The organism is Robertmurraya korlensis (genome assembly GCF_023715225.1).
Lineage (GTDB): Bacteria > Bacillota > Bacilli > Bacillales > Cytobacillaceae > Robertmurraya_A.
Window position 1 is genome coordinate 284670 of the sequence record NZ_JAMBNS010000001.1, and the last position, 21798, is coordinate 306467.

The 21798-nt window shown below is 37.0% G+C and carries 30 protein-coding genes and 2 pseudogenes; 29 read left to right on the forward strand and 3 right to left on the reverse strand.

What is annotated here, in order from left to right:
* Window positions 1-3 precede the first annotated feature (3 nt).
* From M3175_RS01520 to M3175_RS01600, 17 genes are all read left to right on the forward strand, one after another.
* On the forward strand, window positions 4-393 hold the full coding sequence (locus M3175_RS01520; RefSeq protein ID WP_251513858.1) for a phage tail assembly chaperone: 390 nt from the start codon (window positions 4-6) through the stop codon (window positions 391-393).
* A 160-nt stretch (window positions 394-553) separates the two neighbouring features.
* Window positions 554-2275 (forward strand): hypothetical protein, encoded by a 1722-nt coding sequence (locus tag M3175_RS01525; RefSeq protein WP_251513860.1) that lies wholly within the window; start codon window positions 554-556, stop codon window positions 2273-2275.
* Complete coding sequence (locus M3175_RS01530; RefSeq protein ID WP_251513863.1) at window positions 2275-2892, forward strand: LysM peptidoglycan-binding domain-containing protein; 618 nt, start codon at window positions 2275-2277, stop codon at window positions 2890-2892. The genes M3175_RS01525 and M3175_RS01530 overlap by 1 nt, the downstream gene beginning before the upstream one ends.
* Window positions 2889-3803, forward strand: a complete 915-nt coding sequence (locus M3175_RS01535) for an XkdQ/YqbQ family protein (protein WP_251513866.1) — start codon at window positions 2889-2891, stop codon at window positions 3801-3803. The genes M3175_RS01530 and M3175_RS01535 overlap by 4 nt, the downstream gene beginning before the upstream one ends.
* A gap of 3 nt (window positions 3804-3806) precedes the next feature.
* Window positions 3807-4046 carry a DUF2577 family protein gene (locus M3175_RS01540; RefSeq protein ID WP_251513868.1) on the forward strand — a complete coding sequence of 80 codons (240 nt, stop codon included), beginning with the start codon at window positions 3807-3809 and terminating at the stop codon, window positions 4044-4046.
* Complete coding sequence (locus tag M3175_RS01545) at window positions 4043-4465, forward strand: DUF2634 domain-containing protein (protein WP_251513871.1); 423 nt, start codon at window positions 4043-4045, stop codon at window positions 4463-4465. The genes M3175_RS01540 and M3175_RS01545 overlap by 4 nt, the downstream gene beginning before the upstream one ends.
* Window positions 4455-5486 (forward strand): baseplate J/gp47 family protein, encoded by a 1032-nt coding sequence (locus M3175_RS01550; protein ID WP_251513874.1) that lies wholly within the window; start codon window positions 4455-4457, stop codon window positions 5484-5486. Before M3175_RS01545 ends, M3175_RS01550 begins: the two co-directional genes overlap by 11 nt.
* Complete coding sequence (locus M3175_RS01555) at window positions 5476-6009, forward strand: putative phage tail protein (RefSeq protein ID WP_251513876.1); 534 nt, start codon at window positions 5476-5478, stop codon at window positions 6007-6009. Before M3175_RS01550 ends, M3175_RS01555 begins: the two co-directional genes overlap by 11 nt.
* Window position 6010: 1 nt before the next feature.
* A complete protein-coding gene (locus M3175_RS01560) occupies window positions 6011-6712 on the forward strand; it encodes a hypothetical protein (protein WP_251513879.1) in 702 nt (233 codons plus the stop codon).
* A 12-nt stretch (window positions 6713-6724) separates the two neighbouring features.
* Window positions 6725-6994, forward strand: a complete 270-nt coding sequence (locus tag M3175_RS01565) for an XkdW family protein (RefSeq protein WP_251513882.1) — start codon at window positions 6725-6727, stop codon at window positions 6992-6994.
* A complete protein-coding gene (locus M3175_RS01570; RefSeq protein WP_251513884.1) occupies window positions 6994-7140 on the forward strand; it encodes a hypothetical protein in 147 nt (48 codons plus the stop codon). Before M3175_RS01565 ends, M3175_RS01570 begins: the two co-directional genes overlap by 1 nt.
* Window positions 7141-7179: 39 nt before the next feature.
* Window positions 7180-7680, forward strand: a complete 501-nt coding sequence (locus tag M3175_RS01575) for a phage holin family protein (protein WP_251513887.1) — start codon at window positions 7180-7182, stop codon at window positions 7678-7680.
* Window positions 7680-8387, forward strand: a complete 708-nt coding sequence (locus M3175_RS01580; protein ID WP_251513890.1) for a glycoside hydrolase family 73 protein — start codon at window positions 7680-7682, stop codon at window positions 8385-8387. The genes M3175_RS01575 and M3175_RS01580 overlap by 1 nt, the downstream gene beginning before the upstream one ends.
* 40 nt (window positions 8388-8427) lie before the next feature.
* On the forward strand, window positions 8428-8748 hold the full coding sequence (locus M3175_RS01585; protein WP_251513893.1) for a BppU family phage baseplate upper protein: 321 nt from the start codon (window positions 8428-8430) through the stop codon (window positions 8746-8748).
* On the forward strand, window positions 8748-10733 hold the full coding sequence (locus tag M3175_RS01590) for a glycosyl hydrolase family 28-related protein (protein ID WP_251513896.1): 1986 nt from the start codon (window positions 8748-8750) through the stop codon (window positions 10731-10733). Before M3175_RS01585 ends, M3175_RS01590 begins: the two co-directional genes overlap by 1 nt.
* Window positions 10734-10792: 59 nt before the next feature.
* Complete coding sequence (locus M3175_RS01595; protein ID WP_251513898.1) at window positions 10793-11857, forward strand: acyltransferase family protein; 1065 nt, start codon at window positions 10793-10795, stop codon at window positions 11855-11857.
* Window positions 11858-12012: 155 nt separating this feature from the next.
* Entirely contained in the window at window positions 12013-12162 is a 150-nt protein-coding gene (locus tag M3175_RS01600; RefSeq protein ID WP_251513929.1) for a hypothetical protein, read from the forward strand.
* 83 nt (window positions 12163-12245) lie between these two features.
* Here M3175_RS01600 and M3175_RS01605 read toward each other — a convergent pair whose 3' ends face one another.
* Genes M3175_RS01605 through M3175_RS01615 form a run of 3 tightly spaced genes read right to left on the reverse strand, consistent with a single transcriptional unit; the run spans window position 12246 to window position 13239 of the window.
* Window positions 12246-12485, reverse strand: a complete 240-nt coding sequence (locus M3175_RS01605; RefSeq protein ID WP_251513940.1) for a hypothetical protein — start codon at window positions 12483-12485, stop codon at window positions 12246-12248.
* 6 nt (window positions 12486-12491) lie between these two features.
* Window positions 12492-13040 (reverse strand): hypothetical protein, encoded by a 549-nt coding sequence (locus tag M3175_RS01610; RefSeq protein WP_251513942.1) that lies wholly within the window; start codon window positions 13038-13040, stop codon window positions 12492-12494.
* The gene (locus M3175_RS01615; protein WP_251513944.1) at window positions 13033-13239 is read right to left on the reverse strand and encodes a helix-turn-helix transcriptional regulator; all 207 of its coding nucleotides are present in this window, start codon (window positions 13237-13239) and stop codon (window positions 13033-13035) included. The genes M3175_RS01610 and M3175_RS01615 overlap by 8 nt, the downstream gene beginning before the upstream one ends.
* Window positions 13240-13607: 368 nt before the next feature.
* On the opposite strand from M3175_RS01615, the gene M3175_RS01620 reads away from it, so the two are divergent.
* The 12 genes and pseudogenes from M3175_RS01620 (at window position 13608) to mreD (ending at window position 21754) form a co-directional block, all read left to right on the forward strand.
* Window positions 13608-13844 (forward strand): hypothetical protein, encoded by a 237-nt coding sequence (locus M3175_RS01620; RefSeq protein ID WP_251513945.1) that lies wholly within the window; start codon window positions 13608-13610, stop codon window positions 13842-13844.
* A gap of 2 nt (window positions 13845-13846) precedes the next feature.
* Entirely contained in the window at window positions 13847-14035 is a 189-nt protein-coding gene (locus tag M3175_RS01625) for a hypothetical protein (RefSeq protein ID WP_251513947.1), read from the forward strand.
* Entirely contained in the window at window positions 14032-15171 is a 1140-nt protein-coding gene (locus M3175_RS01630) for an FtsK/SpoIIIE domain-containing protein (RefSeq protein WP_251513949.1), read from the forward strand. The genes M3175_RS01625 and M3175_RS01630 overlap by 4 nt, the downstream gene beginning before the upstream one ends.
* Window positions 15152-15796 (forward strand): replication-relaxation family protein, encoded by a 645-nt coding sequence (locus tag M3175_RS01635; RefSeq protein WP_251513951.1) that lies wholly within the window; start codon window positions 15152-15154, stop codon window positions 15794-15796. Before M3175_RS01630 ends, M3175_RS01635 begins: the two co-directional genes overlap by 20 nt.
* A gap of 63 nt (window positions 15797-15859) precedes the next feature.
* Window positions 15860-16690, forward strand: a complete 831-nt coding sequence (locus M3175_RS01640) for a ParM/StbA family protein (RefSeq protein WP_251513952.1) — start codon at window positions 15860-15862, stop codon at window positions 16688-16690.
* Window positions 16668-16883, forward strand: coding sequence for a hypothetical protein (locus tag M3175_RS01645; RefSeq protein ID WP_251513954.1), 216 nt, complete (start codon window positions 16668-16670; stop codon window positions 16881-16883). Before M3175_RS01640 ends, M3175_RS01645 begins: the two co-directional genes overlap by 23 nt.
* 49 nt (window positions 16884-16932) lie before the next feature.
* Window positions 16933-17118: pseudogene (locus M3175_RS01650) on the forward strand (JAB domain-containing protein); the annotation flags it as partial.
* A gap of 486 nt (window positions 17119-17604) precedes the next feature.
* Window positions 17605-18840 carry a group II intron reverse transcriptase/maturase gene (locus M3175_RS01655; RefSeq protein ID WP_251513956.1) on the forward strand — a complete coding sequence of 412 codons (1236 nt, stop codon included), beginning with the start codon at window positions 17605-17607 and terminating at the stop codon, window positions 18838-18840.
* A 96-nt stretch (window positions 18841-18936) separates the two neighbouring features.
* Window positions 18937-19077: pseudogene (locus M3175_RS01660) on the forward strand (JAB domain-containing protein); the annotation flags it as partial.
* A gap of 176 nt (window positions 19078-19253) precedes the next feature.
* On the forward strand, window positions 19254-20276 hold the full coding sequence (locus tag M3175_RS01665) for a rod shape-determining protein (RefSeq protein WP_119709274.1): 1023 nt from the start codon (window positions 19254-19256) through the stop codon (window positions 20274-20276).
* Between the two features lie 81 nt (window positions 20277-20357).
* Window positions 20358-21239, forward strand: coding sequence for a rod shape-determining protein MreC (gene mreC / locus M3175_RS01670; RefSeq protein ID WP_251513957.1), 882 nt, complete (start codon window positions 20358-20360; stop codon window positions 21237-21239).
* Window positions 21236-21754 carry a rod shape-determining protein MreD gene (gene mreD / locus M3175_RS01675; protein WP_251513959.1) on the forward strand — a complete coding sequence of 173 codons (519 nt, stop codon included), beginning with the start codon at window positions 21236-21238 and terminating at the stop codon, window positions 21752-21754. The genes mreC and mreD overlap by 4 nt, the downstream gene beginning before the upstream one ends.
* The last annotated feature ends 44 nt before the right edge of the window (window positions 21755-21798 follow it).

Consider the following 21798-nt stretch of genomic DNA (forward strand, 5'->3'; position numbering starts at 1 on the left):
ACTATGAACGCTATAGAGAAATTATTAAAGCTTGATGCCAGTAAATTGCAAATGCCTACGAAAGAAGTTGAAGTAAAGAGGCTTAGTGATCTTCTAGGTGAGCAGTTTATTGTAAAGATTAAAGGGATTTCATCTGACAAACTGGATGAGATTCGTGACATGGCCATTAAGGATGATGTCCTTGACGTAAATGAAGTAAGAAAAGCAACTGTTCTGTCTGGAATAGCAGAACCAAACTTAAGAGATGAAGAATTATGCAAGCACATTGGCGCAGCAACTCCTTATGACCTTGTAGATAAGCTTTTCTTGCCTGGTGAGAAGGATGCACTTTATGAACAGATTAACAAGCTAAGTGGCTACAATGAAGGTGCTGTAGAAGACATAAAAAACTAGTGAAGAGGGACGGAATGGCGGAGATGTGCTACTACTATTGGTTGCATGGTCGTCAGCGTCCCTCTTTCTTTTATAATATGCCTTCTGGGGAAATAACCATTATACGAGCTTTTTATGAACTCGAGATTGAAGGACACCTTTTAGGGTAGGAGGTGGTTAAATGGCAAGAAGAAAAGATGTGGAAGAATTAGGAGCGAAAGTCACCGTAGAAGACAAGGCTTCCAAAGAGTTTGAACGTATTACTAAAAGTGTACAAAAAACACACAATGAATTAATGCGTATGAAGGTCTCGATGGAGAAGTTAAGGCAGCAGTCCAATAAGAAAATAAAACCCGATGTCGATACGAAAAAGGCGGTTCATGAAGTCGGTAAACTAGAAAAGGCCTATCATGCTCTACATCGCGCGGTATCACGAACTAAGAATCTGTTAAGTTCGGGACATGGTATGCACGGTGGTATGGGCGGAGGTCTTATGAATAGTTGGCTAGGTCCGACTTTGTTGTTTGGTGGAATGTATGCTGGTAAACAAACCTTTGACAGTACTTTTTTGAATGCGGCAAATTATGAAATGTCAGCAAAAACGATAGAAGCGATGTTCAATGACAAGAAAAAATCAGACTTGTACATGAAGAGCATGGAACAAATGGCCATTGGATCTCCATTATTAAACTCTCAAGATATCTTCGGGAATTCAAAATCTTTTATTGCTCTTAGTAAAAACCAAGGGCAACTTGATCAAATGTGGGACTTAGCCGAACGTTTACTTGCTGTGGATCCGAAGCAAGGGGTTGAAGGTTCTGTATTTGCTTTGCGTGAGTTATTTAGTGGTGATTCTCGGTCTATGGCTGAGCGTTTCGAGTTATCTAAAAGTGTCTTGAATGATATTAAAAACTTACCAATAGAAAAGCAATTAAAAGAATTAGATAAGTATTTTACTAAAATGGGCATGACTAAAAAGCTCGTAAATGAAATGGGCGACACCACTCTTGGAGTGTGGAACCAGATAAAAGAAACGATGGAAGTTGGACTTAGAAAAATTGGTGATCCAGCGGTTAAAATAATCAAACCTCTTCTTGATGATATTAATAAAGGTTTGCAAGCAGGCAAAGGAAATAACCTGATTAAGATTGGTCAAGATTTGGCTTCCAGCATTGCTACTGGTTTTGTTACGGCTGCAAGAGGAATAGGCGGATGGGTTGAAGGTATTTATAATAATCCAGACTTCCAAAAGCTCACTAGCATTCAAGCGAAAGTTGGATTTGTGTTTGAGGACATAACTAAGAGGTTTAGTGAATGGTATGAAGCAGAAGGAAAGCTCAAGGTTCAAGAAGCATCAAATACCATTGTACAAACTATGCTTTCTAGTTTAGAAGCTTCCATGCCTGTTCTCGTGCCAATAGCAGTTCAAATTGGTACGGCAATTGGCCAAGGGTTAATTAGTGGCTTAGATGCACAAATCAAAAGCTCAGGAATCTATACAGCGATTCTTGGTAGTCCACAAGATAAAAATGCTTATGTAAGAAAAAGAGCAGTTGAACTTGTTGGGAAATTCGCTGTAAGCGCAGGGGAAAAGACAGAAAGTGTGAAGAACAGTTTGGTGACTTCTGCAGTTAAATATCTTTTCAATAAAACTGAACAAGGTTCACCAAAAGCATTTGGTATGAAGCGTGTACCTCGTAATAACTTTCCAGCCTTGCTACATGAAGGTGAAAGAGTACTTACGAAGCAAGAGGCAAACCAATCAAGCGGAGGGTCTATTTCTATTGCTAAATTAGCAGATCAGATTATTGTTCGTGAAGAGGCTGATATAGACCGTATTACCACTAAGTTGGTGACAAGAATTGAACAAGAACTAGTTAGTTATGGAGGTGCAGCGTACTAATGGAATTTTGGTTAGTGGATGGAAATAACAAAAAGAAGTTACGTTTACCTGTACTTCCGGCTGACTTCACTGTAGAAACAGGGCATCAAATTAACATTGTGGAAGTGAATGACTTTGGAGAATACTCCAGAAAAGGAGATCAAAAGCTAGATCGTATTTCCTTCAAGTCCTTCTTTCCGAATCAGTATTATCCATTCTGTCAGTATCGAAATTTCCCTAAACCTTATGACTTTGTAAAGATTATTGAGAGTTGGGAACACAACAGTTTGCCTTTTCGGTTGTTTATTACTAACACCAACATTAATAAACTCTTTTTTATCGAGAGTTTCAGTTACGGAGAGAGAGCCGGTTCAAGAGATGTAGAGTTTGAACTAACCTTAGTTGAATATCGAGTAATTACAATACCGAAGTTAACCACAACAGTAAAAAAACCTAGTACTAGGTCAACAACAAGTAAACCAAAACCAAGGACTTATAAGGTTGTTAAAGGGGATACCTTATGGGCGATTGCTAGAAGATTCTACAACAATCCATACCGTTGGACGGAGATAAAAGCTAAGAACGGTATCAAGAATGAAAGATTGTTACAAATTGGAACGGTGTTGATTATTCCATGAAGCTCTATGTAGGAAAGCAACAAATCCACCACACAGACCTAACCTGGTCAGGGTCTAAATACAATGCGGCTAGAAGTCTTGAATTCTCAGTTCCTAGCAATTTACCTTATCAAGTATCTCAAGGGCAAGCAGTCTCTCTTGTGGATGGGAAAACAACATTATTTAGTGGGTATTTATTTAAAAAAGAATTATCTTATTCATCAAAGGCTATATCATTTCTTGCATATGATCCGATGGTTTATATTCTAAAAAGTTCAGGATCCTATAACTTCACCAAGACAACTTTAGGAGCTGTAGTAAGGAAGGTTGCTGCTGATTTAGGAATTCCTGTAGGCTCTATAGTGGATTCTGGAATAGGTATAACTTTAGAGGCTGAGATAAGCATTAACTGTTATCAAATGCTCTTAAGTGCTTGTAAAGAAGCGAAAAAATCAACTAAACGGATATACCTCCCGGTTATTCAGTCAGGGAAGTTGTCTATTATTGCAGCTGGTCAAGAAGTATCTAATTTCCGATTGGCAAACAAAGAAAATATTACAGATTCTACTTACTCTGAAACGATTGAAAATGTCATTAATAAAGTCCTTATTGTGGATGATAAAGGGAATCGGATTGGTCAAGTTACAGGTGAAGGACTTAATACCTGGGGGATCTTTCAGGATGTGTATGAGAAGCAAGAAGACAAAAATGCAACAACTGAAGCTAAGAAGCTCTTACACGGAATGGACCGTGAAGCTTCTCTTGAATGTCTAGGTGATGTTCGTTGTATATCAGGAAGAGCGGTACGGATTAGAGACCCATACACAGGACTGTCAGGACTCTTTTACATTGATGAAGATACACATACCTGGTCCAATGGAAACCACACCATGAGTTTAACCTTGAACTTTAAAAATGAAATGGAGGAATAAGAAATGAGTGTTCCTCGTTTAATTACCATTATGAGGGAACAAGGATCAGCTTCTATTCTAAAGAACGATTTCTTTGGTGAAGTGTTATCTACCTCTCCATTAACCATTCATACAACCGGAATTACATTGGGTTCAAACCAATTGAAGATATTGAACGATGCTACATTAACCACAGGTGACACGGTGCTGCTGTTTCGAACAGGAGCTTTTTTTATTGTGTTAGGGAAGGTGAGTAACCCTTGATATTCCCATACGTTGAGCCGATAACAGAAGAGATAACAGAGGATGTACCTCTTGCAAAAGAATGGGCATGGGACTTTGAGAAAAATGACTTTTTATTAAAAAATAACAAAATGTATCTTGTAGAAGGTCTTGAAGCTGTGAAGATATGGACTTATAAAGCCTTGTTAACTGAACGCTTTAAACATGATGTGTATAGCTGGGATTATGGCTCAGAGTTAGTAAGTTTAATTGGTTCTGGTTATTCTTCAGCAGCAGTGGAAACAGAGGCTAGGAGAATGATTGAAGAGGCACTTTCGGGAAGTCCTTACATTAACGGATTAACAGGACTTGAAGTAACTTTTGACCAAGAAACACTAACCATTGAATTCGTTCTTGATACGATCTACGGGGAAACGGAGGTGAACCTAAATGCCAACTAAGGATGAAATTATCGAACGAATGCTCAGTTCAATTTCAGATGACTACGATAAGTCAGAGGGGAGCTTTATCTATGATGCAGTAGTTGGTGTAGCTACAGCCTTAGAAGATGGATACATCGAAATGGATACCATTATTGATAAAGCTTTTGCAGAAACGGCTACGGATGAATATTTAGATAAAATCACAGCTGAATTAGGGATTACTCGAAAGCCTGCAACTTACGCTACTACAACCGTTCGAGTTTCTGGTACAAATGGAACCATTATCCCGGTAGGTACTCGTTTTTTTGTAGATACTGTGTATTTTACTTCTACAGAAGAAAAGACTATTTCCTCTGGAATTGCAAATGTTCCTGTCACTTGTGAATCTGCAGGATCTATCGGGAATGTACCAGCAAATAGTATTGTAAACTTAGAAGCCATCGAAGGAGTTACTAGTGTAACAAACCTTTCTGCTGTTATAAATGGGACCGATGAAGAAACAGATGATCAACTTAGAGAACGTTATTTTGATAAGGTTCAAACACCAGCTACCAGTGGGAATGCTCAACACTATATAAATTGGTGTAGAGAGGTTATCGGCATTGGCGATGCGAAGGTTATACCACTTTGGAATGGGAATGGAACGGTTAAATGTTTAGTCATCAACAGCAATGGTCTGGCAGCAGATTCTACACTGGTTTCAACAGTACAAAGTCATGTAGATGCCAACAAGCCAATAGGTGCTACCGTCACTGTTCAAAGTGCTACTGAACTTGTTATCAATGTTTCAGTAGACGTAGATATATTGAGTGGTTACAGTCTTGTTTCCGTCACAACAACAATTACAGAAAGCCTAAAGGAATATCTAAAGTCAATTGCTTTTAAATCGACTTTTGTGAGTTATGCCTTAGTTGGATCTAAGATATTAGAGGTTCCAGGTGTAAGTGATTATCGAAATCTTACTCTTAACAGCGGAACTGCAAATGTAACCATTGGTTCAAGTCAGGTAGCGGTGGTGGGGACAGTCAATGTTACGTGATCAAATGCCATCAATTTATTCAGATATTCAAACCATGTTAGCTGTTTTCGCTGTGGAAGATACGGAGATTCAGACTTTAAAAGATGCTGTTTCATCAGCATTGGATCAGTTCTTCGTATCAACGTCCACTGATACCATTGAGAGATGGGAGAAAGAAGCAGGTCTTTCAATGGTAGACATACCTATAGAACAGAGAAGATCCAATATCATTTCCAAGTTCAGGGGCTATGGAACAGTGACAGTAAGTCACATCAAAAACCTTTGTCAATCATTCACCAACGGGGATGTAGTTATTACTGAGAAACCTTCTACTTATGAGTTTGACATTAAGTTTGTAAGTGTTCGGGGAACTCCACCTAATTTGAATGATTTAAAGAATGTGATTGAACAAATAAAGCCAGCTCACTTGGGTGTAACTTATACCTATCTTTATACATCATGGGACCGTTTTGATTCGTTCAATTACACCTGGGATCAGATAGATGCACTTAATAAAACATGGGATCAAATCGAGGTGATATAGAATGGCCAATGAAACAACGAAATTAAAAATTCCTATGCCTATTGGGACTGATTTTTTCACTCGTGCTAATTTTATCGCGGCTCTTCAAGCAATTGAGGATAATGCTGTTCCATATACAGGAGCAACAAAGAACGTAAATTTAGGAGCATACGGTCTTTTTGCTAATACAGTAGCTCACAACGACAGTGACGGTGACGGCATCTATTTTCAATGGAATGAAGATAGCGATTCGGGAAAATTCGCTTTGAAGTCTAGAAGGGTAAGTGATAACTCTATACTTAACGGTGTTATTTATGCCACAAAAGATGGAATTGTAAACTTATCTAGACAGCCATACGTTTCAGTATCAAGAATAACAAATGCATCACTAGCAGCCGGAGTTGATACGCAAGTTGGATTTACAAATAAATATGCAGATATTCAAGGTGAATTTGCTAGTAATACTTATGTACCAAAGGAAAGCGGAGTTTACCTAGTCAATGTACACGGGCATTTATCTGCATCAATGACAGGGTTATTCGATTTTGTGCTTTACGAAAATGGAGCCGTAATGACGCGCCTATATGCGGAATATAGCGCAAGAACATTTAGTGTTACAAGAGTTCTACAATTGACCGCGGGTAATTCCTATACGTTTTATGTTCAATCAGATTCAGGCGCAACAATGGAAAATTACCATTTACAAATTAGCAAACTATCATAAAGGGGCGATACAATGAAACCTTCAATCTTAAAACGTTATCCTGAGTTATCTAAGGACGATGTTTTATTAAGGGACGATAACAATGGAAAAGGTCCATATATCGCAGTATGGAAAAGCACCAAACCAAAGCCTACAATGGATCAGGTTAAACAATGGGTGTTAGAAGATGAAGCTATTCCTAAACCATTAACTCCAGAAGAGGAACTAGAACAAGTAAAAAAACAACAAGAACTCATGCAAACTGCATTGGATGAACTCATTTTCTCTGGAGGTGCATTCTAATGGCTGCATACATGGGGCAACGAATTATCGATGGAGTTTACACCTACGATTACGTTATTTCAAAACGTCCAGACTTACAACAAGGAATTGATAATTATTTAATTTCTGAAGGAAGACAAGATTTAATAACTACTACAGAGGGCTAATCAGTCCTCTTTTTATTATGTAAAAAAGGACGGTGTGTGATGAAAAGCTATTTGGAAGTGCTTAATTTGAGCAACTTATTTACAGCTAGAACCGGAGTTATTGGAGCCATTAGCGGGACTGCTGGGTCTGTACTAAGCAAGGTTTATGGTGGCGAAATGTATATCTGGTTTGTATCAGCTCTGTTGCTAGGGATTGCCCTTGACTGGATCGGTGGTACTTCTGCTTCTAAAAAGGACGCTAGTTACGGTAGTGCTTATGGGATTCAAGGCATTATGAGAGTTGCGGTAATGTTGGCTCTTCCTGCCTTTGGTGCAGTATTAGATCACATATTAAAAACTCCAAATTTGGTTTTCTTTATGTTTTGGGGCGGTCTTATGTTCCATACCTTAGTTTCTATGTCAGCAAACTTTAAAAGAGCAGGTTGGAATGTATGGATTCCTACGTGGGCCATTGATTTTGTGGCGAGTGAAATTGAAGCAAAGATAAAACGTTCTGAAAGCCGTACACAAAATACAGTAACTAAAGGAGATGAACAGTAATGTCATTTATCAGTACCATTGCTCCTTTCGCTCAAAAGTTGTCTAAGGAATATGGTGTACTTGCTTCTCTGATAATCGCTCAAGCTTGTCATGAATCACGATACGGTGAAAGTGGACTAGCAAAAAAAGCTTTTAACCTATTCGGTATTAAAGGAACATATAACGGTCAAGCCGTACAAATGCCAACATGGGAGCACTATAACGGGAAAGATGTTACAGTCCTAGCTAACTTCCGGAAGTATCCTTCTTTCTTAGAATCAATGGAAGACCTTTGCAAATTATATGTTAAAGGTGTTTCTTGGGACCGTAACAAGTACCGGGCGGTGCTTGGACAAGAGGACTTTGAAAAGGCTGCAAGAGCTGTGGAAGCTGCAGGATATGCAACGGATCCATATGGTTATGCAAATAAACTTCTAGGAATCTACAAACAAGCGAATCTAGAACAATATGATAAAGAGGAGAATCCACCTTATTATGTTGTCATTCCTAACCTTGCGTTCTGGCAAGCAAAGGCTCTTGTTGCTGAGTATGAGAAAAAGGGGTATAAGTGCCAAGGTGTCGCTGATAAGATTTACGGTCCGAATGAAAAGCCACAGGAAAAAGATCCTTACCAGTTCTATATCCACACCGATCTAAATACAGCCAAAAAGTTTGTTATTGAGCTGAAGAAAAAAGGATATGGAAAGACTTTCGGCCGAAGCAGATAAAGCCCTCATCTGAGGGCTTTTTTATATATGGAGGTGTGTTATGAATATTGTTCAAGGTGATAACAAGTTAACGATCCCCATTAGCACAAATATGAATTTAGAAAATGCTACTGTTACAATTACAGTCAAGCGAGGGGGAGAAATCTTTACTAAAACAGCTACTATTCTTGATATAGTAACGGGAAGTTGTGAGTTTTCGTTGACTAACGAGGATTTAACTGTAGCCGGCATATATGAGTATCAATGGACAGCAGAGTTTACTGACGGGAGAGTAAAGTCTGGGAAAAAACTTGATACTTATGTTTCAGAAAAGCTAACTGGAACTATTGTGACTGTAACTATTGATGGCGGTGAATTCTAATGGCTGATTATATTATCGATAAAATCAAAATTAAACGAGGCTTAAAAGCCAATTTACCTATCCTTGAAATCGGTGAACCAGCCTATTGTACGGATACTAAAGAGTATTTTATTGGAACACAGGAAGGAAATATACTAATTAATGATCTAAGTGAAGTTACATCTTTAGTTGGTGAAAAAGCCGATAAAACGTTTGTTGATACAGAATTAGGGAAGAGGGCAACGAAGGAAGAATTGCAACAAACCAATACGCAATTAGCTGCCACAAATACGGAGCTAGGGAAGAAAGCGACGAAAGAAGAAGTAAATGCAGTTTCGTCACAGTTGGCAGATATAGTGATAAACGTTAAATCCTATGGTGCTAAAGGTGACGGTGTTACTGATGACACGACAGCGATTAAAAATGCTATCACAGCAACACCAGTTGGAGCGACATTGTATATTCCTTCATCTCTTAATTGGTATGTGATTTCTGATACTATAACAGTGAATAAAAACATTAATATTTTATTTAAAGGTAAACTCAAATTCACTGGAACAAGAGATAAAGTAGCTTTACAGTTTACTGGAATGACGATGTGTAATATTGAAATTGACCAAATCTTTGACCAAGTGGCAGTAACTAACTCGACTTTAGGTTGGCATGGTTTGGAAAACTTAGCTTATACAGGCATTGAGTTAGTTAACCTGAAACAATGTACCATTCAAGTTAATGACGTACGTGCTTTCACTACAGGAGTACGTGCAAAAGCTACTGGTGGTCAAGGTTTTTGGTTTAACCATATTTACATCAAACAGATTTCAAATGCAAGGTATTACTTGGATATAAATACAGATGGTTCAGGTAGTTGGCTAAACGGAAACTATTTCTACGACACAAGTTTCTATGCAGGAACAGGGACTGGATCAAGTTACGCAAGTTCTTCCTCAGAGAAGTATTCCATTATTCAAACCCTAACAAACGGAAACACTTATACCAGTAATGCAAACTACTTCTTTTATCAGAAATATGAAGTAAATAGCAATTATGTTGGAGGATTGTGGACTCAGGTTAAATTAGTTAAAGCCATAGGGTGGATTTTCAAAGATTACCGTGTTGAATTGAGTGGTGGAAACTATAAATTTGCTGATATTGACTTAACCTTGACAGGGTCAATGGATAACAAATTTATCCCTACAGATAGTGGCGGTTTGACGAAGTTTTCTTATGGGAGTAGCTTCAGTAATACACAGAATGTCTCATATGCCTATACGGAAATAGCCAATCTAGAAGGGGCGAAACAATATCTAATCCTTCACGAGACTAACCTACGTGGACGTTATAGAAAGTACCAAGATGCTTATAATACGATTGAAGGGTTAGTACGTAAACCACTAAGTTCAACGAGTCTTACAGAAGAGTTTGGTTATGAGTATAAAACCGATGATCTTATTGCTGAAAACGGAGTAACTATTAGTGGAAGTTCACCTGTTGTTATTTACCTAACCAATTTGACAAAAGGTGATACAATCACGATTGAAAAAATGCACCATTCAGGAACTATGTTTAGTAACTGGTATAAGCCTTTTGATTTGTCAGATGTCTTTTGTGCTGGAGGACAAATTGATGGAGGGAAGGCTTTAGGTCATAACGGTTATTTTGACGCAACTAATAACGCATTAAGACAAAATACACCGACACTAAATGATACGTTCACGGTCAACAGTTCGAACGTTAAAACAATTGCTGCCCTTATTGCAGGAACTTTAAACGGGTTCAAGATATATAGTACAAACCCTAATATAGTAGTGAAGAAAACAATGAACCCTTCTATCTTTAAACGTCAAGGGGTTTATGTCCGATCAATTCCAAGTAGAACCCTTAACGGATACTTTATGCCAGAAGAAATTGTTTATAATGAAAATACATCAACTGGTCAAGCAATTGGGTGGAAGCTAACCCTTTCAGGGGGAGTTTTAACTTGGCAGAGTATAGGAACATATTAAAAAAATATTTAACTTACTTGTAAAATAGTGTAAAATTATGGTGAATTTTATCAAAGGAGTTGGGTATTACGGATAAGAACACCATTTTTACAAGTAATAAAATATCGAAATATGTAAGCAAGAAGATTACTATACTCTCATTCTTGTACGCTTACCTAGTTGTAGTGATTCACTCTTCAAATTCAATCAACTATTTCGGAACAGATAAAAGTATAAATTTCGTTACCTATATTGAAAACATAATAGGTGAGGGAGTTGCAAGGATCGCAGTTCCAAGTTTTTTCGTAATATCAGGCATTTTGTTCTTTATAGGCTTTACTCCATCTATTAATGCTTTTCGATCCAAGTATAAATCAAGAGCAAAGTCTTTATTAGTTCCTTATCTATTGTGGAACGTTATCGGCTACGTTTACGCTTGTATCGTACCATTACTTGCTGCAAAAGTTATCAGTATTAATACTCTACCAGCAGAAATCGGACTAAAATCATTCTTAATTGCTGTAATTACTGCTCAATATACAACTTTTTGGTTTATTGGTAGTTTGATAATTTGTGTTGTCTTATCACCAGTAATTTACTTCCTAGTGAGCAAACCAATCTTTTCTGAAATTTCAATTGTTTTATTAGCAGTAATTTGGGGAGTGTTTGCTGGTAGAACAGGTATTTTGGTTGGATTGTTTTTCTTTAGTTTGGGTGCATATATAATACTAAGACTACCGAACTTGATAAACAAAAAAATGACCTTAAAACAAACTTGGGTTTTAATAGTTGCATTTATCGGTGTTCTTTTGTTAAATGCGTATTTTTACCCTACAGAGTTAGTTAAAATGGTAATTCTTTTAGGTATTCCAACAGTGTGGGTTCTTTATGATTTATTTGAAACTAAAATTAAAGTGACAGAGTTTATGAAGTATAGTTTTGTGATTTTTGCAGCACATAGTTTTGTTAATCAGATAATATTAAAAACCATATTAGTCGTATTAGGAAAAGGACAAATTCAAGCAATGTTTAATTATATAGTCACTCCGTTTTTATCTGTTGTGCTTGTAATAATTGCAGGGAGTTTGGTAAGAAAATATTTACCTAAGATTTGGTCGCTATTAAATGGTGGACGGAATGCGTAATAGACAATTGGATGAAATAGTGACACACGTCAACGAATGTAGGAGAAAAGTTTACAAGGAAATTTTTCTTTATCGAACCTTATGTGAAGACTAAGGAAACTAATCTCTTGTTATGATACTATCCTCCTATCTTAGTTACATTAGGAGGAGTCGAATTGCTAAAAGTAGATGATCTGGTTCTTTACAAAGGGAAGATGTACAAAGTATTTTTCGACTACAAGAATGGACAATATGAGATTAAGGATCCTGGTTTCATTAACTGCATCTTGGTTCGCGAAACGGATGTTTTAAAGGTGACTGAATGAAAAAGAGCCCCTTCTCAACCGAGAGGGGCTCTAATGTGGAGATCGTTTGGAATCTTATTATTTATCTCTTACTTCTGTTTTATTCAAAAAGGTAAACCTAATTGATACCATCTTTCTTTTCTCACTTCTAATACTTTCTCCGTGATATCCTCACCATCAGCCAGGATCTTATCGAGTTTCTTATCAACTCCTCGACTGACGTCTTTATCCCACCAATCCCATGCAACATCCTCTGGACGTTGACCACGTAAAGGAAATGATCCTGCACGTTCTACTCTACCGGCTGGACCTGTGTAGTGGATGACTAGAAATACTTCTTTCACAATTGATCATTCCCATTCAAAAGGATAAACAGCAATGTTTGCTTCACTAAATGTATCATTAAGGGTAATTTCATATCCAATTCGATTTTGCTCTACCTGGCTATCCTCAAACTTCATTCCAAGAGCATCCTCTATTTCTTCAATAGCAGCTGAAGTTTCAAACTGAATGCTAGCTAGCTTTCCATCGCTATAGATTGCTGTTGCATAATCAAATAATTCATTTTCACCGTAACTAATAAAATCAGCATTAACTGTTGATCCGTCTGTTAATTCAAACTTCCCATTTGGATATTGTGTCTCTTCTGGATCCTGTTTATATTTTGCTTCAAACTCTTCTTGTGTAATCTCTGTTTTTGTCGTAGATATTGGTGTATTTGATTCAGTTGCTTCTGTTTTTCCTTCCTCTTCTTTTTCTTTATTTACAACAACTTTCTTCCCGTTAGTTACTTCTTTTGGACCTTCAGCAATTCCCTCAATAAATTTAAGACCAAAAGAAATAATCATAATAGCAATAAGACCAAAAAAGACAAGTCTAACTATTAGTTTACTACTCATCATCTTCTCTCCATTCATATAGATCTTCCACAGTTACACCTAATAAACGTGACAGTTTAAAAGCTTTCTCTAAAGTTGGTTTTGCCTTGCCAGTACACCAACTAGACAATGTATTTTCAGTCACCTCCATAGCATTACGCACTTCTTCTCTAGTTAGTGGAGATAGATCAATATAAGCTCTTATCTTACTTCTCAACATATTTATCACCCTATACTACTATTCCACATATGTACAATTCTTTCCTTTCACGTTATTAGTTAAAAAAATTTAAGTGTTTTTTGGATAGACAGGCAATATCAGTGATCTATGGTCATAGGCTATTAACACGAAAGCAACATTCTAGCTAAAGAGTAGGTGAAATGAACTGTAAGTGTTCTACTTCTCTTATTGCACATTATCTACACTCTATCACTAGCACACATGTACAAGGAAAAAGACTATCTACATCAACAAACAAAAAATTTGTTAAGAGTGAGCGAAGCGGGAAGAAGGGGAGGGGGACCGGGGGAACCAAGTGTTTATTCAGAAAATTAAACAATTCGAAATTATCAAGGAGGTAGATGCAAATGATGTACACAGAACAAGAATTCAAGGAAATGGCAGAATGGCGCTTTCGTGAGTGTGACACAGTTGAAGAAGCAAAGATACTGCTTTATAAAACTTGGATTACAGGCCCATCTATTCGCTATTACAAGATCAACGAACCTAAGTTAAAAGAAATCAAAATCAACACAGCTAAAGCCATTGATGAAGTATTTACTCAGTATAATCACGTTTTACCAACACATTTGAAGGAGGCATAAACATGTTATTTACACCAACACTGTTACTAGCCGGGGGAGCCACAATCATCCTGGCTGCTATTGATAAGACTTGTGAAAGCTATGGGTTCTTTTGGATAGGAACGTTTTTAAAGATAGCATTACCTCTTATTGGTTTTGCAGCTGGCATCTACTTTATTGAAACTAACCCATTACTGGAATGGTTGAAATGAGTAAATGGAAAAAGACATTACAGGAACTTTCAGTAAGAAGAAAGATGATCAAAGCATTCAAAGCAGGTCACTTCTATTTAGGTGATATTGAAAGACCTATCTTTCCTAAAATTCATGCTGTTTCTGTTGGAGAAAACACGACAATCACCTTCACCATACCTAATGGGTTAGACCCTAAAACAATCACCAAAAACGACTATATCTTTAAACAAATATTCGGGAAGAAGATTGAGTTAGAAGGTGAAGTGAAAAAGTTTGTTCTAAGCATTTATTCAAAGGGAATACCTAAGAATTTGACATACCAAGCAAAAACCATAACACCGTTATTAGCTCCGCATCGATTAGGTATTATTTGCGGAAAAGATAAAAATGGGGAATGGATCACTTATGACTTAGCAACCAAACCACACATTCTAATTGCAGGGGAAACGGGTTCAGGAAAGTCAACTCAGCTAAGATCCATTCTTACCAGTTTGATATTAACTAAGAAACCTAGTGAGTTAGAAATATATCTAGGTGATTGTAAAAAATCAGAGTTTCACATCTTCCGAAAAGTGGAGCATGTAAAGTGTGTGTACAGTAGTGCTAGAGACATTGGGAAGATGCTTTCAAATATCAAAAAGGAGCTTGATGAACGTAGTAACTTAACAGAACTTTTTGAAGTCAGTCATGTGGATGATCTCCCTCCAGAACACAGGAGACCTTACATTTTGGTTTGTATTGATGAGTTTGTCATGCTTCGGAAAGATGAAACCATTATGGACATTTTAACCGAGATTGTAGCCATCGGAAGAACGCTTGGAGTGTTCGCTATACTCTCCATGCAACGTCCGAATGCAAAAGTATTAGACACTACTATTAGGGCGAATTTAACCACTTCTATGGGCTTTCAATTAAGGGATGCAATGGAATCAAAAATAGTAAACACTCCTGATGCTCACAAGATTGACATAGCTGGAAGATTCATTATGAATAGTGACAAACTTTATGAAATTCAAGCTCCTTATTTGGAAATGGAAGATGCTAAAAAGCTTCTAAATCCCTTCATTGTTATGAAATCACCTGTGAAAGATATAACCGAAGCACCAAAGAAACTAACCGAAGAGGATGTTTTCAATGATATTAAGAGAACGTGATCGAGCGATTATTAAAGACCTAAATAAGTTTCGTGTTATGGATAGAGATAGTATTGCTGAGATACATTTTAGTGAGAAAAAGAACCCTCAACACTCTGCAAACAATGTGTTATTAAGGTTATTACGTGATGGATTAATTCAACGATCTACAGCATTTGTACCATATGTATACTTCGGCCCAGAAACGCAAATTAAAAAGAATTCTCAGAAGATAGGTCACTTCTTGGCAATAGTCGAGACTTACAAAGAGATTAGAAAACATGGCGCTATTGAAACCTTCCTTGTAGAGCCTAAGTATGGCAACAAAGGCACGGCTGAACCAGATATCTATTTGAAGTTTAGAAATACAGGATTCTTTATTGAAGTTCAAAAGAGCATATACTCTGAAAAGCAAATGACTGAAAAGATGGAGAGATATGTGGATTTTCATAGTTCTGGTATTATGTCTGACCCATTCCCACACTTACTGATCCTTGGAGAACAAAGATATGCACTTGATGGAGATTACCCTTTTAAAATCTTTCAAGCAGAAAACTTCAATCAGTTTTTAGATAGTCTAAAACCAAAGCATCAACCAATTGTAAGAGAGACAAATGTTAAAGAAGTGAAAATAAAAATAGGTTAAGAACTAGTTAGTAACCATACTTTTTTAGTTCCTGACTAGTTAGTAACCAAAGAGGTGTACAAAATGATAGTAGGCATTGATGCAGGAAACTACCGGGTAAAGGTTTGTGGTCCACAAGGATTAGATATATTTAGTTCAACATTAGGTGAATTTCGAGAAAGGAGAATCAAGAATACTCCAGGTAAAGATGATATGATATTTGAATTTGAAGGAAGAAAAGGATTTGCTGGTAGCCTAGCTGATGCTGAATCAGAGTTTGGTGGTTCGATTATGGGAGATAGTAAAGCTCATGAGGATGCAAAGCTTAGGATCTTTCTTGCCCTCCACAGATATAGTCAGACCACTAACCAATTTCAGATTATAGTTGGCCAGCCGATCAGCAAGCATACTGAAGAGGAAAAGAAACGAATTAAGGATATGTTGAAAGGGTCTCATGAAATTACTGTAAATGATAAGACAAAGGTAATTCGTATTACTCATGTGGAAGTAGCAGCTGAGGGTGGAGCTTCCTTCTGGAGCAAACCGAAAGACGGATTAGTACGAATTATTGATGTCGGTAGTGCCACGGTTAACTGCGCATCCTTGCTAAACAAAAGGTATATAGATAAAGACTCGTTCACTTTGCCTTTTGGATTAAATACAGTCGTTTCTAGTGACTTATCAGCATTAGCTAGGGGAATAGTCACCCACACAACGAAGAAGTGGAATAACACTGATAAAGGCTATTTAGTTGGAGGCGCTGCAGAAAAGTTACTTCCTTATATACAACAGTATTATCCGAATATAGAAGTAATGAAGCCGATGTTGGAATGTGGGGATGATCCTATTTATGCAAATGCAATCGGCTTCTATAAGATAGGATGTTCCGTTTATGGCAAAGTTAATCAAAAATAAATCAGTATCGTTTAATGTGTTGGATCCTCAGCAGAAAAAGTTGTTTAATCATTGTGAGCTGTACGAAAATTTTTCTTCCTATATTAAGGGGTTAATTTTGAGGGATATGGAAAGAGAGAGTAAAACTACCTTGAAGGTAATTGAAGAATCAAAACCCTTAGAAAATGAGGATTTTATGAGTGATTTAATTTGATTGAAAACCTATCTTTTATGATGGGTTTTTTATTTGTATTTACGTTATATATACATGTCTATATCTTAATACAAAAAATCAAGTTCTCCATAAAAAAACAGTCTTTATTGGAAGCTTAAATGCTTCCATCGTTCATCCTCGCGAGGTGTACAAGGAAGCGTTAAAACGTTCTGCAGCTTCTGTCATATGTGCACACAATCACCCATCAGGAGTGCGCCTGTACAGTGCCTCATAATAGCATTCTTAAGAATTAGAACTCCTTACATGGTTCTATGGTCAGCATCTTACCTGAAAGGGAAACCTATAAAGGGAAAAAAGCATGATGTGAAAAGGGAAAGAGACGATTTGCTATCATATCGAGTCAGTTTCTCAGACCAAGTGATGTATGGTAAAGGCTAGACTGCTTGAATCCTAGACGGAGGAGCGAAGGGTACGCTGTTACTTATGATAGCTAACAGGTAACAAGGACAATATCGTAGAAGTTCTCCTGACTTTTTACGATTGTAAGGATTGTCCTTCTATACTCATTAATGAGTAAAACGTCAAAAGGGGTACCTAACCATCACGTTCTATTATGTTGCATAATTCAGGGATTGCCTAAGTGCAACTAAGGTTGTATATGGTAACGGAGTCACCGTAGTACTCAACGTTTGCCTGTAATGGGTTTAGCAAGGGGAAGGATGACAGGCTACTATTCGTCCATTTGAAAGGTGTCATGAACATGGCAATTAATCCATTTCAACAATTAGACGTTTTGAAAAAGGCTTCACAAAAAGGGAAACAAATTACTGATTGCTATCGTCTTATGTATAAGAAGGATTTATGGATAAGGACACATAAAAAATTATATGGTCTGAAAACATCAAGTGAATTTTATTTGCTAGAAATCGATGAAATCATTTTGAAACTAAAAGAGGGAAGATTTCGATTCGAAAATCATAGAGATAGGTTGCAGCCTCCATCTTATAGAGACTTATTGGTTCTAGAGGTAATCAAGGTAATTCTAACAACCATTTTTAAAAAAACTTACCATAATAGGGATGTTCTAAATCAATTTCTCAAAGAGGGTAAAAGAAATGGGAGTGAACATACCTGGTTGGTTTTTGGCGAGATAAATCAAAAGGAGTCTACTGTTTGGTATCATCTACTACTGAAATATATTGAAAATAAGGTAAGGGACCGACGTTTCTTACTCATCCTCCATAATGCAATATTCTCAGGGATCATCGATAAAAATGCTCCAAACAAAGGTGGAACTCTTAAATCCATACTTTACTCTATTTATTTTCAAGAAGTGGATTTATTTTTAAAGATGAAATTGAAGATAGGAAAAAAGGCAAATACTAGCATAGGAACGTTCAAGTATGTTCAAGAGTTTGACCATTTCTTAATGACATTTAAAGGTTCAAGAGACGAAGCAGTTCAGGTTTTTAATGAGGTTCAACTATTTTTTAGCTCAAAACTTCTATATACAAACAAAGAATATTCCTTGACTCTTTCTAATTTTAAAAAACCAGTCTTAGTATGTGGATATGAGATAAAAAGGTGTAGACAGACTAACACTCTTCTTTTCAAAATACCTGACGTTACACTAAAGAGGCTGTCCAAAAACTACGGAAACATAGAAAGGTTTCTTCCTATGCCTCGTCCTGGATTAATCAACCTCTCTGAACGAAAAATCATGCGGGTGTACCATGCTGAATTAAGAAAGATTGTTTTGGATTACAGAGGAGCAGATAATTGGCATGACTTTTCTAAACTATTCTCCTTAGCTAGAGGCAGTTTTATCAGAACGATAGCAATGAAAAGAAAGAGCTCAGTCAACAAAGTTAGTCTTGAAATGAAATCTTATCAACAAGGTGATCTTTGTATAAAAGTAAAAGCAGAAGGAAAAGTTGACCGTTTATATTCCTTTATAAAATTATCTGAGTTTTCCTTTTTGAGAATAAGGCCTTAAAGCTGGCGAGCCGTATACGCTGAAAGGTGTACGTACGGTTCTGTGGGAGGAGAGAAGAAACCAGTATCTAAGGATGGCGCTTTTCTCCTACCCAACGATCCTACTCCTAGTAAGGAGGATATTGAGGTTACGAAAAGACTAGCGGAATGTGGAAAAATATTAGGTATAGAAATTCTTGACCATTTGATTATTGGGGAAAATAAATTTGTCAGTTTAAAGGAAAAAGGCTATTTATGACACTATGAATTTATTTGACGATGCGATATAATAAGCTTTATGATTTTTTTGCAATAAAACACTAAGATGAATTCATAATAAATAGCTTTGACTAGAAAAAGTGAAATTCCATATTGGACAAACCATTAGACGGATGACTTTATTCGTACGATTTGGATGAGAAAGGGAGATACTTCATGTTTGGAATAGGGACAAGAGATCTTGGAATTGATTTAGGAACAGCAAATACACTTGTGTATGTGAAAGGAAAAGGAATTGTTGTAAGAGAGCCTTCGGTTGTTGCGCTGCAAACAGATACAAAACATATTGTAGCAGTAGGGAATGACGCGAAAAATATGATTGGCCGTACACCTGGTAATGTGGTAGCTCTTAGACCAATGAAAGATGGTGTTATTGCTGATTATGAAACAACTGCAACGATGATGAAATATTACATAAATCAAGCAAACAAAAGCAAGGGTCTTTTTTCAGGTAAACCTTATGTAATGGTATGTGTACCATCAGGTATAACAGCTGTAGAACAAAGAGCAGTGATTGATGCAACTCGTCAAGCTGGTGCTAGGGATGCCTATCCGATAGAAGAACCGTTTGCTGCTGCAATTGGGGCAAATCTTCCTGTATGGGAGCCTACTGGAAGTATGGTTGTCGATATCGGAGGCGGGACAACTGAGGTTGCTATTATCTCATTGGGCGGTATCGTGACAAGTCAGTCCATTCGTATTGCTGGAGATGAAATGGATGAAGCAATTATTAATTATATTCGAAAAACGTACAACCTTCTAATCGGTGATCGTACAGCAGAAACGATTAAAGTGGAAATTGGAAGTGCTGGTGACCCAGAAGGTATTGAGAATATGGAAATACGTGGCCGTGATTTGTTAACAGGATTGCCGAAAACAATTGAAATTAGAGCTGAGGAAATCTCGAAAGCTCTACATGATACGGTATATGCAATCGTAGATGCGGTTAAGGTTACACTGGAAAAAACACCACCAGAGCTTGCTGCAGATATTATGGATCGTGGAATTGTCCTTACAGGCGGTGGTGCACTTCTTCGTAATTTAGACCGAGTAATTAGCGAAGAAACAAATATGCCAGTACTTATTGCTGAAAATCCACTTGATTGTGTAGCAATAGGTACAGGAAAAGCTCTTGATCATATTCATCTTTTTAAAAATAAAGCTTCAGAAACAAGATAAACAAACGAATCCTTCCCTCATTCCTTAAGGAGTGAGGGAATACCCCTGTGTGGGAATATATTTTCACTTGAGGTGTAAGAAATGCCACAATTTTTATCAAATAAACGCCTTATCATTCTACTAGTTAGCATCATTATTCTCGTGGCATTAATCGGTTTTTCAATTAGAGAGCGAGAGAAGTTAACATGGCCAGAACAATTTATTAAAGATACGACAGGTTGGGTGCAATCGGCGTTTTCGCGTCCGGCCAATTATGTAGCAGGCTTCTTTGAGAATGTAAGAGACTTGCAAAATACATATGAAGAGAACAAAGAATTAAAAGCTCGATTAGATGAATTAGCTCAACTTGAGGTGAATGTTCAAACACTAGCAAAAGAGAATAAAGAGCTACGAGAGATTCTAGATAATAAGGAAGATTTAAGCGAATTTGATCCTGTCCAGGCAATCGTTATTGGTAGAAACCCTGAACGATGGCATGAACTACTTGTTATTAATAAGGGGAAACAAGATGGTATCAAACAAAATATGGCGGTTATCACTGCAAATGGGCTGATTGGAAAGGTAAAAAGCACAAGTCAGTTCACCTCGACCATTCAGCTGTTAAGTGCAAATGACCCAACAAATCGAATTTCGGCAAAAATTATTGGTGAAAAGGAAACTTACGGGACCATTGAAGGATATGATGAAGAAAGGAAACTCCTTAAACTAAAGAGGCTTCCATATGATGCGAAAATAGAGAAAGACCAGATTGTTACTACTTCCGGACTAGGTGGAGTTTTTCCGCAAAACTTGCCAATCGGTAAAGTGGTTGAAGTCGTTCCAGATGAGTTTGGTTTAAATCAAACCGCTTACGTTGAACCAGGTGCTGACTTTTATGATATCCGTCATGTTATGGTTGTCACAGTTAAAACCCAAGCACCTGACTTAAGTGATATAACTAGTGAAGAGGAGGAGGAATTGTGAAAAAACTCCTTCTTCCTATTTTTGTGTTGTTTATTTTCATACTAGAGAGTTTGTTTGTCGAGCTTTTTTCTCCACAGCTTTTTAATAGTGATCGCATCATCGTCCCTCATTTTCTTTTAGTAGTTCTATTGTTTCTAACCGTTTATGGAGGAAAGAAACAGGGGATCCTGTATGCAGCTATTTTTGGGCTGCTCTTTGATATTGTTTATACAGAAGTAATTGGGATATATTTCTTTTTGTATCCACTGATCGCTTATTTTGTTTCAAAGACGATGCAGCTTATACATAATCATCTTGTTGTAGTTTCATTAACCTCCATGGTGGGAATTATTCTACTGGAGCTTGGTGTGTATGAGTTAAACTTTTTATTAAAAGTAACTGAAATGGAATTTCAAACTTTCTTACAGGAGAGGCTTTATCCAACCTTGATATTAAATTTAGCATTTACGATTTTGGTTTCCTTTCCCCTAAAGCGTCAGTTTGATAAATATGCTGAGGAACTTAGAAATGAATAAAAAATCGATTCTATTTAAAAAGGATTTCTGGGGCTTAAGGTCGA

Bases quoted from the DNA above. Each gene is read 5' to 3' on its own strand.
- M3175_RS01640 (WP_251513952.1), top strand. From the start codon at position 15,860: ATGATAGTAGGCATTGATGCAGGAAACTACCGGGTAAAGGTTTGTGGT.
- M3175_RS01645 (WP_251513954.1), top strand. From the start codon at position 16,668: ATGGCAAAGTTAATCAAAAATAAATCAGTATCGTTTAATGTGTTGGAT.
- M3175_RS01580 (WP_251513890.1), top strand. From the start codon at position 7,680: ATGTCATTTATCAGTACCATTGCTCCTTTCGCTCAAAAGTTGTCTAAG.
- M3175_RS01555 (WP_251513876.1), top strand. From the start codon at position 5,476: ATGTTACGTGATCAAATGCCATCAATTTATTCAGATATTCAAACCATG.
- M3175_RS01535 (WP_251513866.1), top strand. From the start codon at position 2,889: ATGAAGCTCTATGTAGGAAAGCAACAAATCCACCACACAGACCTAACC.
- M3175_RS01550 (WP_251513874.1), top strand. From the start codon at position 4,455: ATGCCAACTAAGGATGAAATTATCGAACGAATGCTCAGTTCAATTTCA.
- M3175_RS01655 (WP_251513956.1), top strand. From the start codon at position 17,605: ATGGCAATTAATCCATTTCAACAATTAGACGTTTTGAAAAAGGCTTCA.
- M3175_RS01525 (WP_251513860.1), top strand. From the start codon at position 554: ATGGCAAGAAGAAAAGATGTGGAAGAATTAGGAGCGAAAGTCACCGTA.
- M3175_RS01560 (WP_251513879.1), top strand. From the start codon at position 6,011: ATGGCCAATGAAACAACGAAATTAAAAATTCCTATGCCTATTGGGACT.
- M3175_RS01585 (WP_251513893.1), top strand. From the start codon at position 8,428: ATGAATATTGTTCAAGGTGATAACAAGTTAACGATCCCCATTAGCACA.
- M3175_RS01540 (WP_251513868.1), top strand. From the start codon at position 3,807: ATGAGTGTTCCTCGTTTAATTACCATTATGAGGGAACAAGGATCAGCT.
- M3175_RS01665 (WP_119709274.1), top strand. From the start codon at position 19,254: ATGTTTGGAATAGGGACAAGAGATCTTGGAATTGATTTAGGAACAGCA.
- M3175_RS01635 (WP_251513951.1), top strand. From the start codon at position 15,152: ATGATATTAAGAGAACGTGATCGAGCGATTATTAAAGACCTAAATAAG.
- M3175_RS01615 (WP_251513944.1), bottom strand. From the start codon at position 13,239: ATGTTGAGAAGTAAGATAAGAGCTTATATTGATCTATCTCCACTAACT.
- M3175_RS01610 (WP_251513942.1), bottom strand. From the start codon at position 13,040: ATGAGTAGTAAACTAATAGTTAGACTTGTCTTTTTTGGTCTTATTGCT.
- M3175_RS01530 (WP_251513863.1), top strand. From the start codon at position 2,275: ATGGAATTTTGGTTAGTGGATGGAAATAACAAAAAGAAGTTACGTTTA.
- M3175_RS01630 (WP_251513949.1), top strand. From the start codon at position 14,032: ATGAGTAAATGGAAAAAGACATTACAGGAACTTTCAGTAAGAAGAAAG.
- M3175_RS01520 (WP_251513858.1), top strand. From the start codon at position 4: ATGAACGCTATAGAGAAATTATTAAAGCTTGATGCCAGTAAATTGCAA.
- M3175_RS01570 (WP_251513884.1), top strand. From the start codon at position 6,994: ATGGCTGCATACATGGGGCAACGAATTATCGATGGAGTTTACACCTAC.
- M3175_RS01625 (WP_251513947.1), top strand. From the start codon at position 13,847: ATGTTATTTACACCAACACTGTTACTAGCCGGGGGAGCCACAATCATC.
- M3175_RS01565 (WP_251513882.1), top strand. From the start codon at position 6,725: ATGAAACCTTCAATCTTAAAACGTTATCCTGAGTTATCTAAGGACGAT.
- M3175_RS01620 (WP_251513945.1), top strand. From the start codon at position 13,608: ATGATGTACACAGAACAAGAATTCAAGGAAATGGCAGAATGGCGCTTT.
- M3175_RS01575 (WP_251513887.1), top strand. From the start codon at position 7,180: ATGAAAAGCTATTTGGAAGTGCTTAATTTGAGCAACTTATTTACAGCT.
- mreC (WP_251513957.1), top strand. From the start codon at position 20,358: ATGCCACAATTTTTATCAAATAAACGCCTTATCATTCTACTAGTTAGC.
- M3175_RS01590 (WP_251513896.1), top strand. From the start codon at position 8,748: ATGGCTGATTATATTATCGATAAAATCAAAATTAAACGAGGCTTAAAA.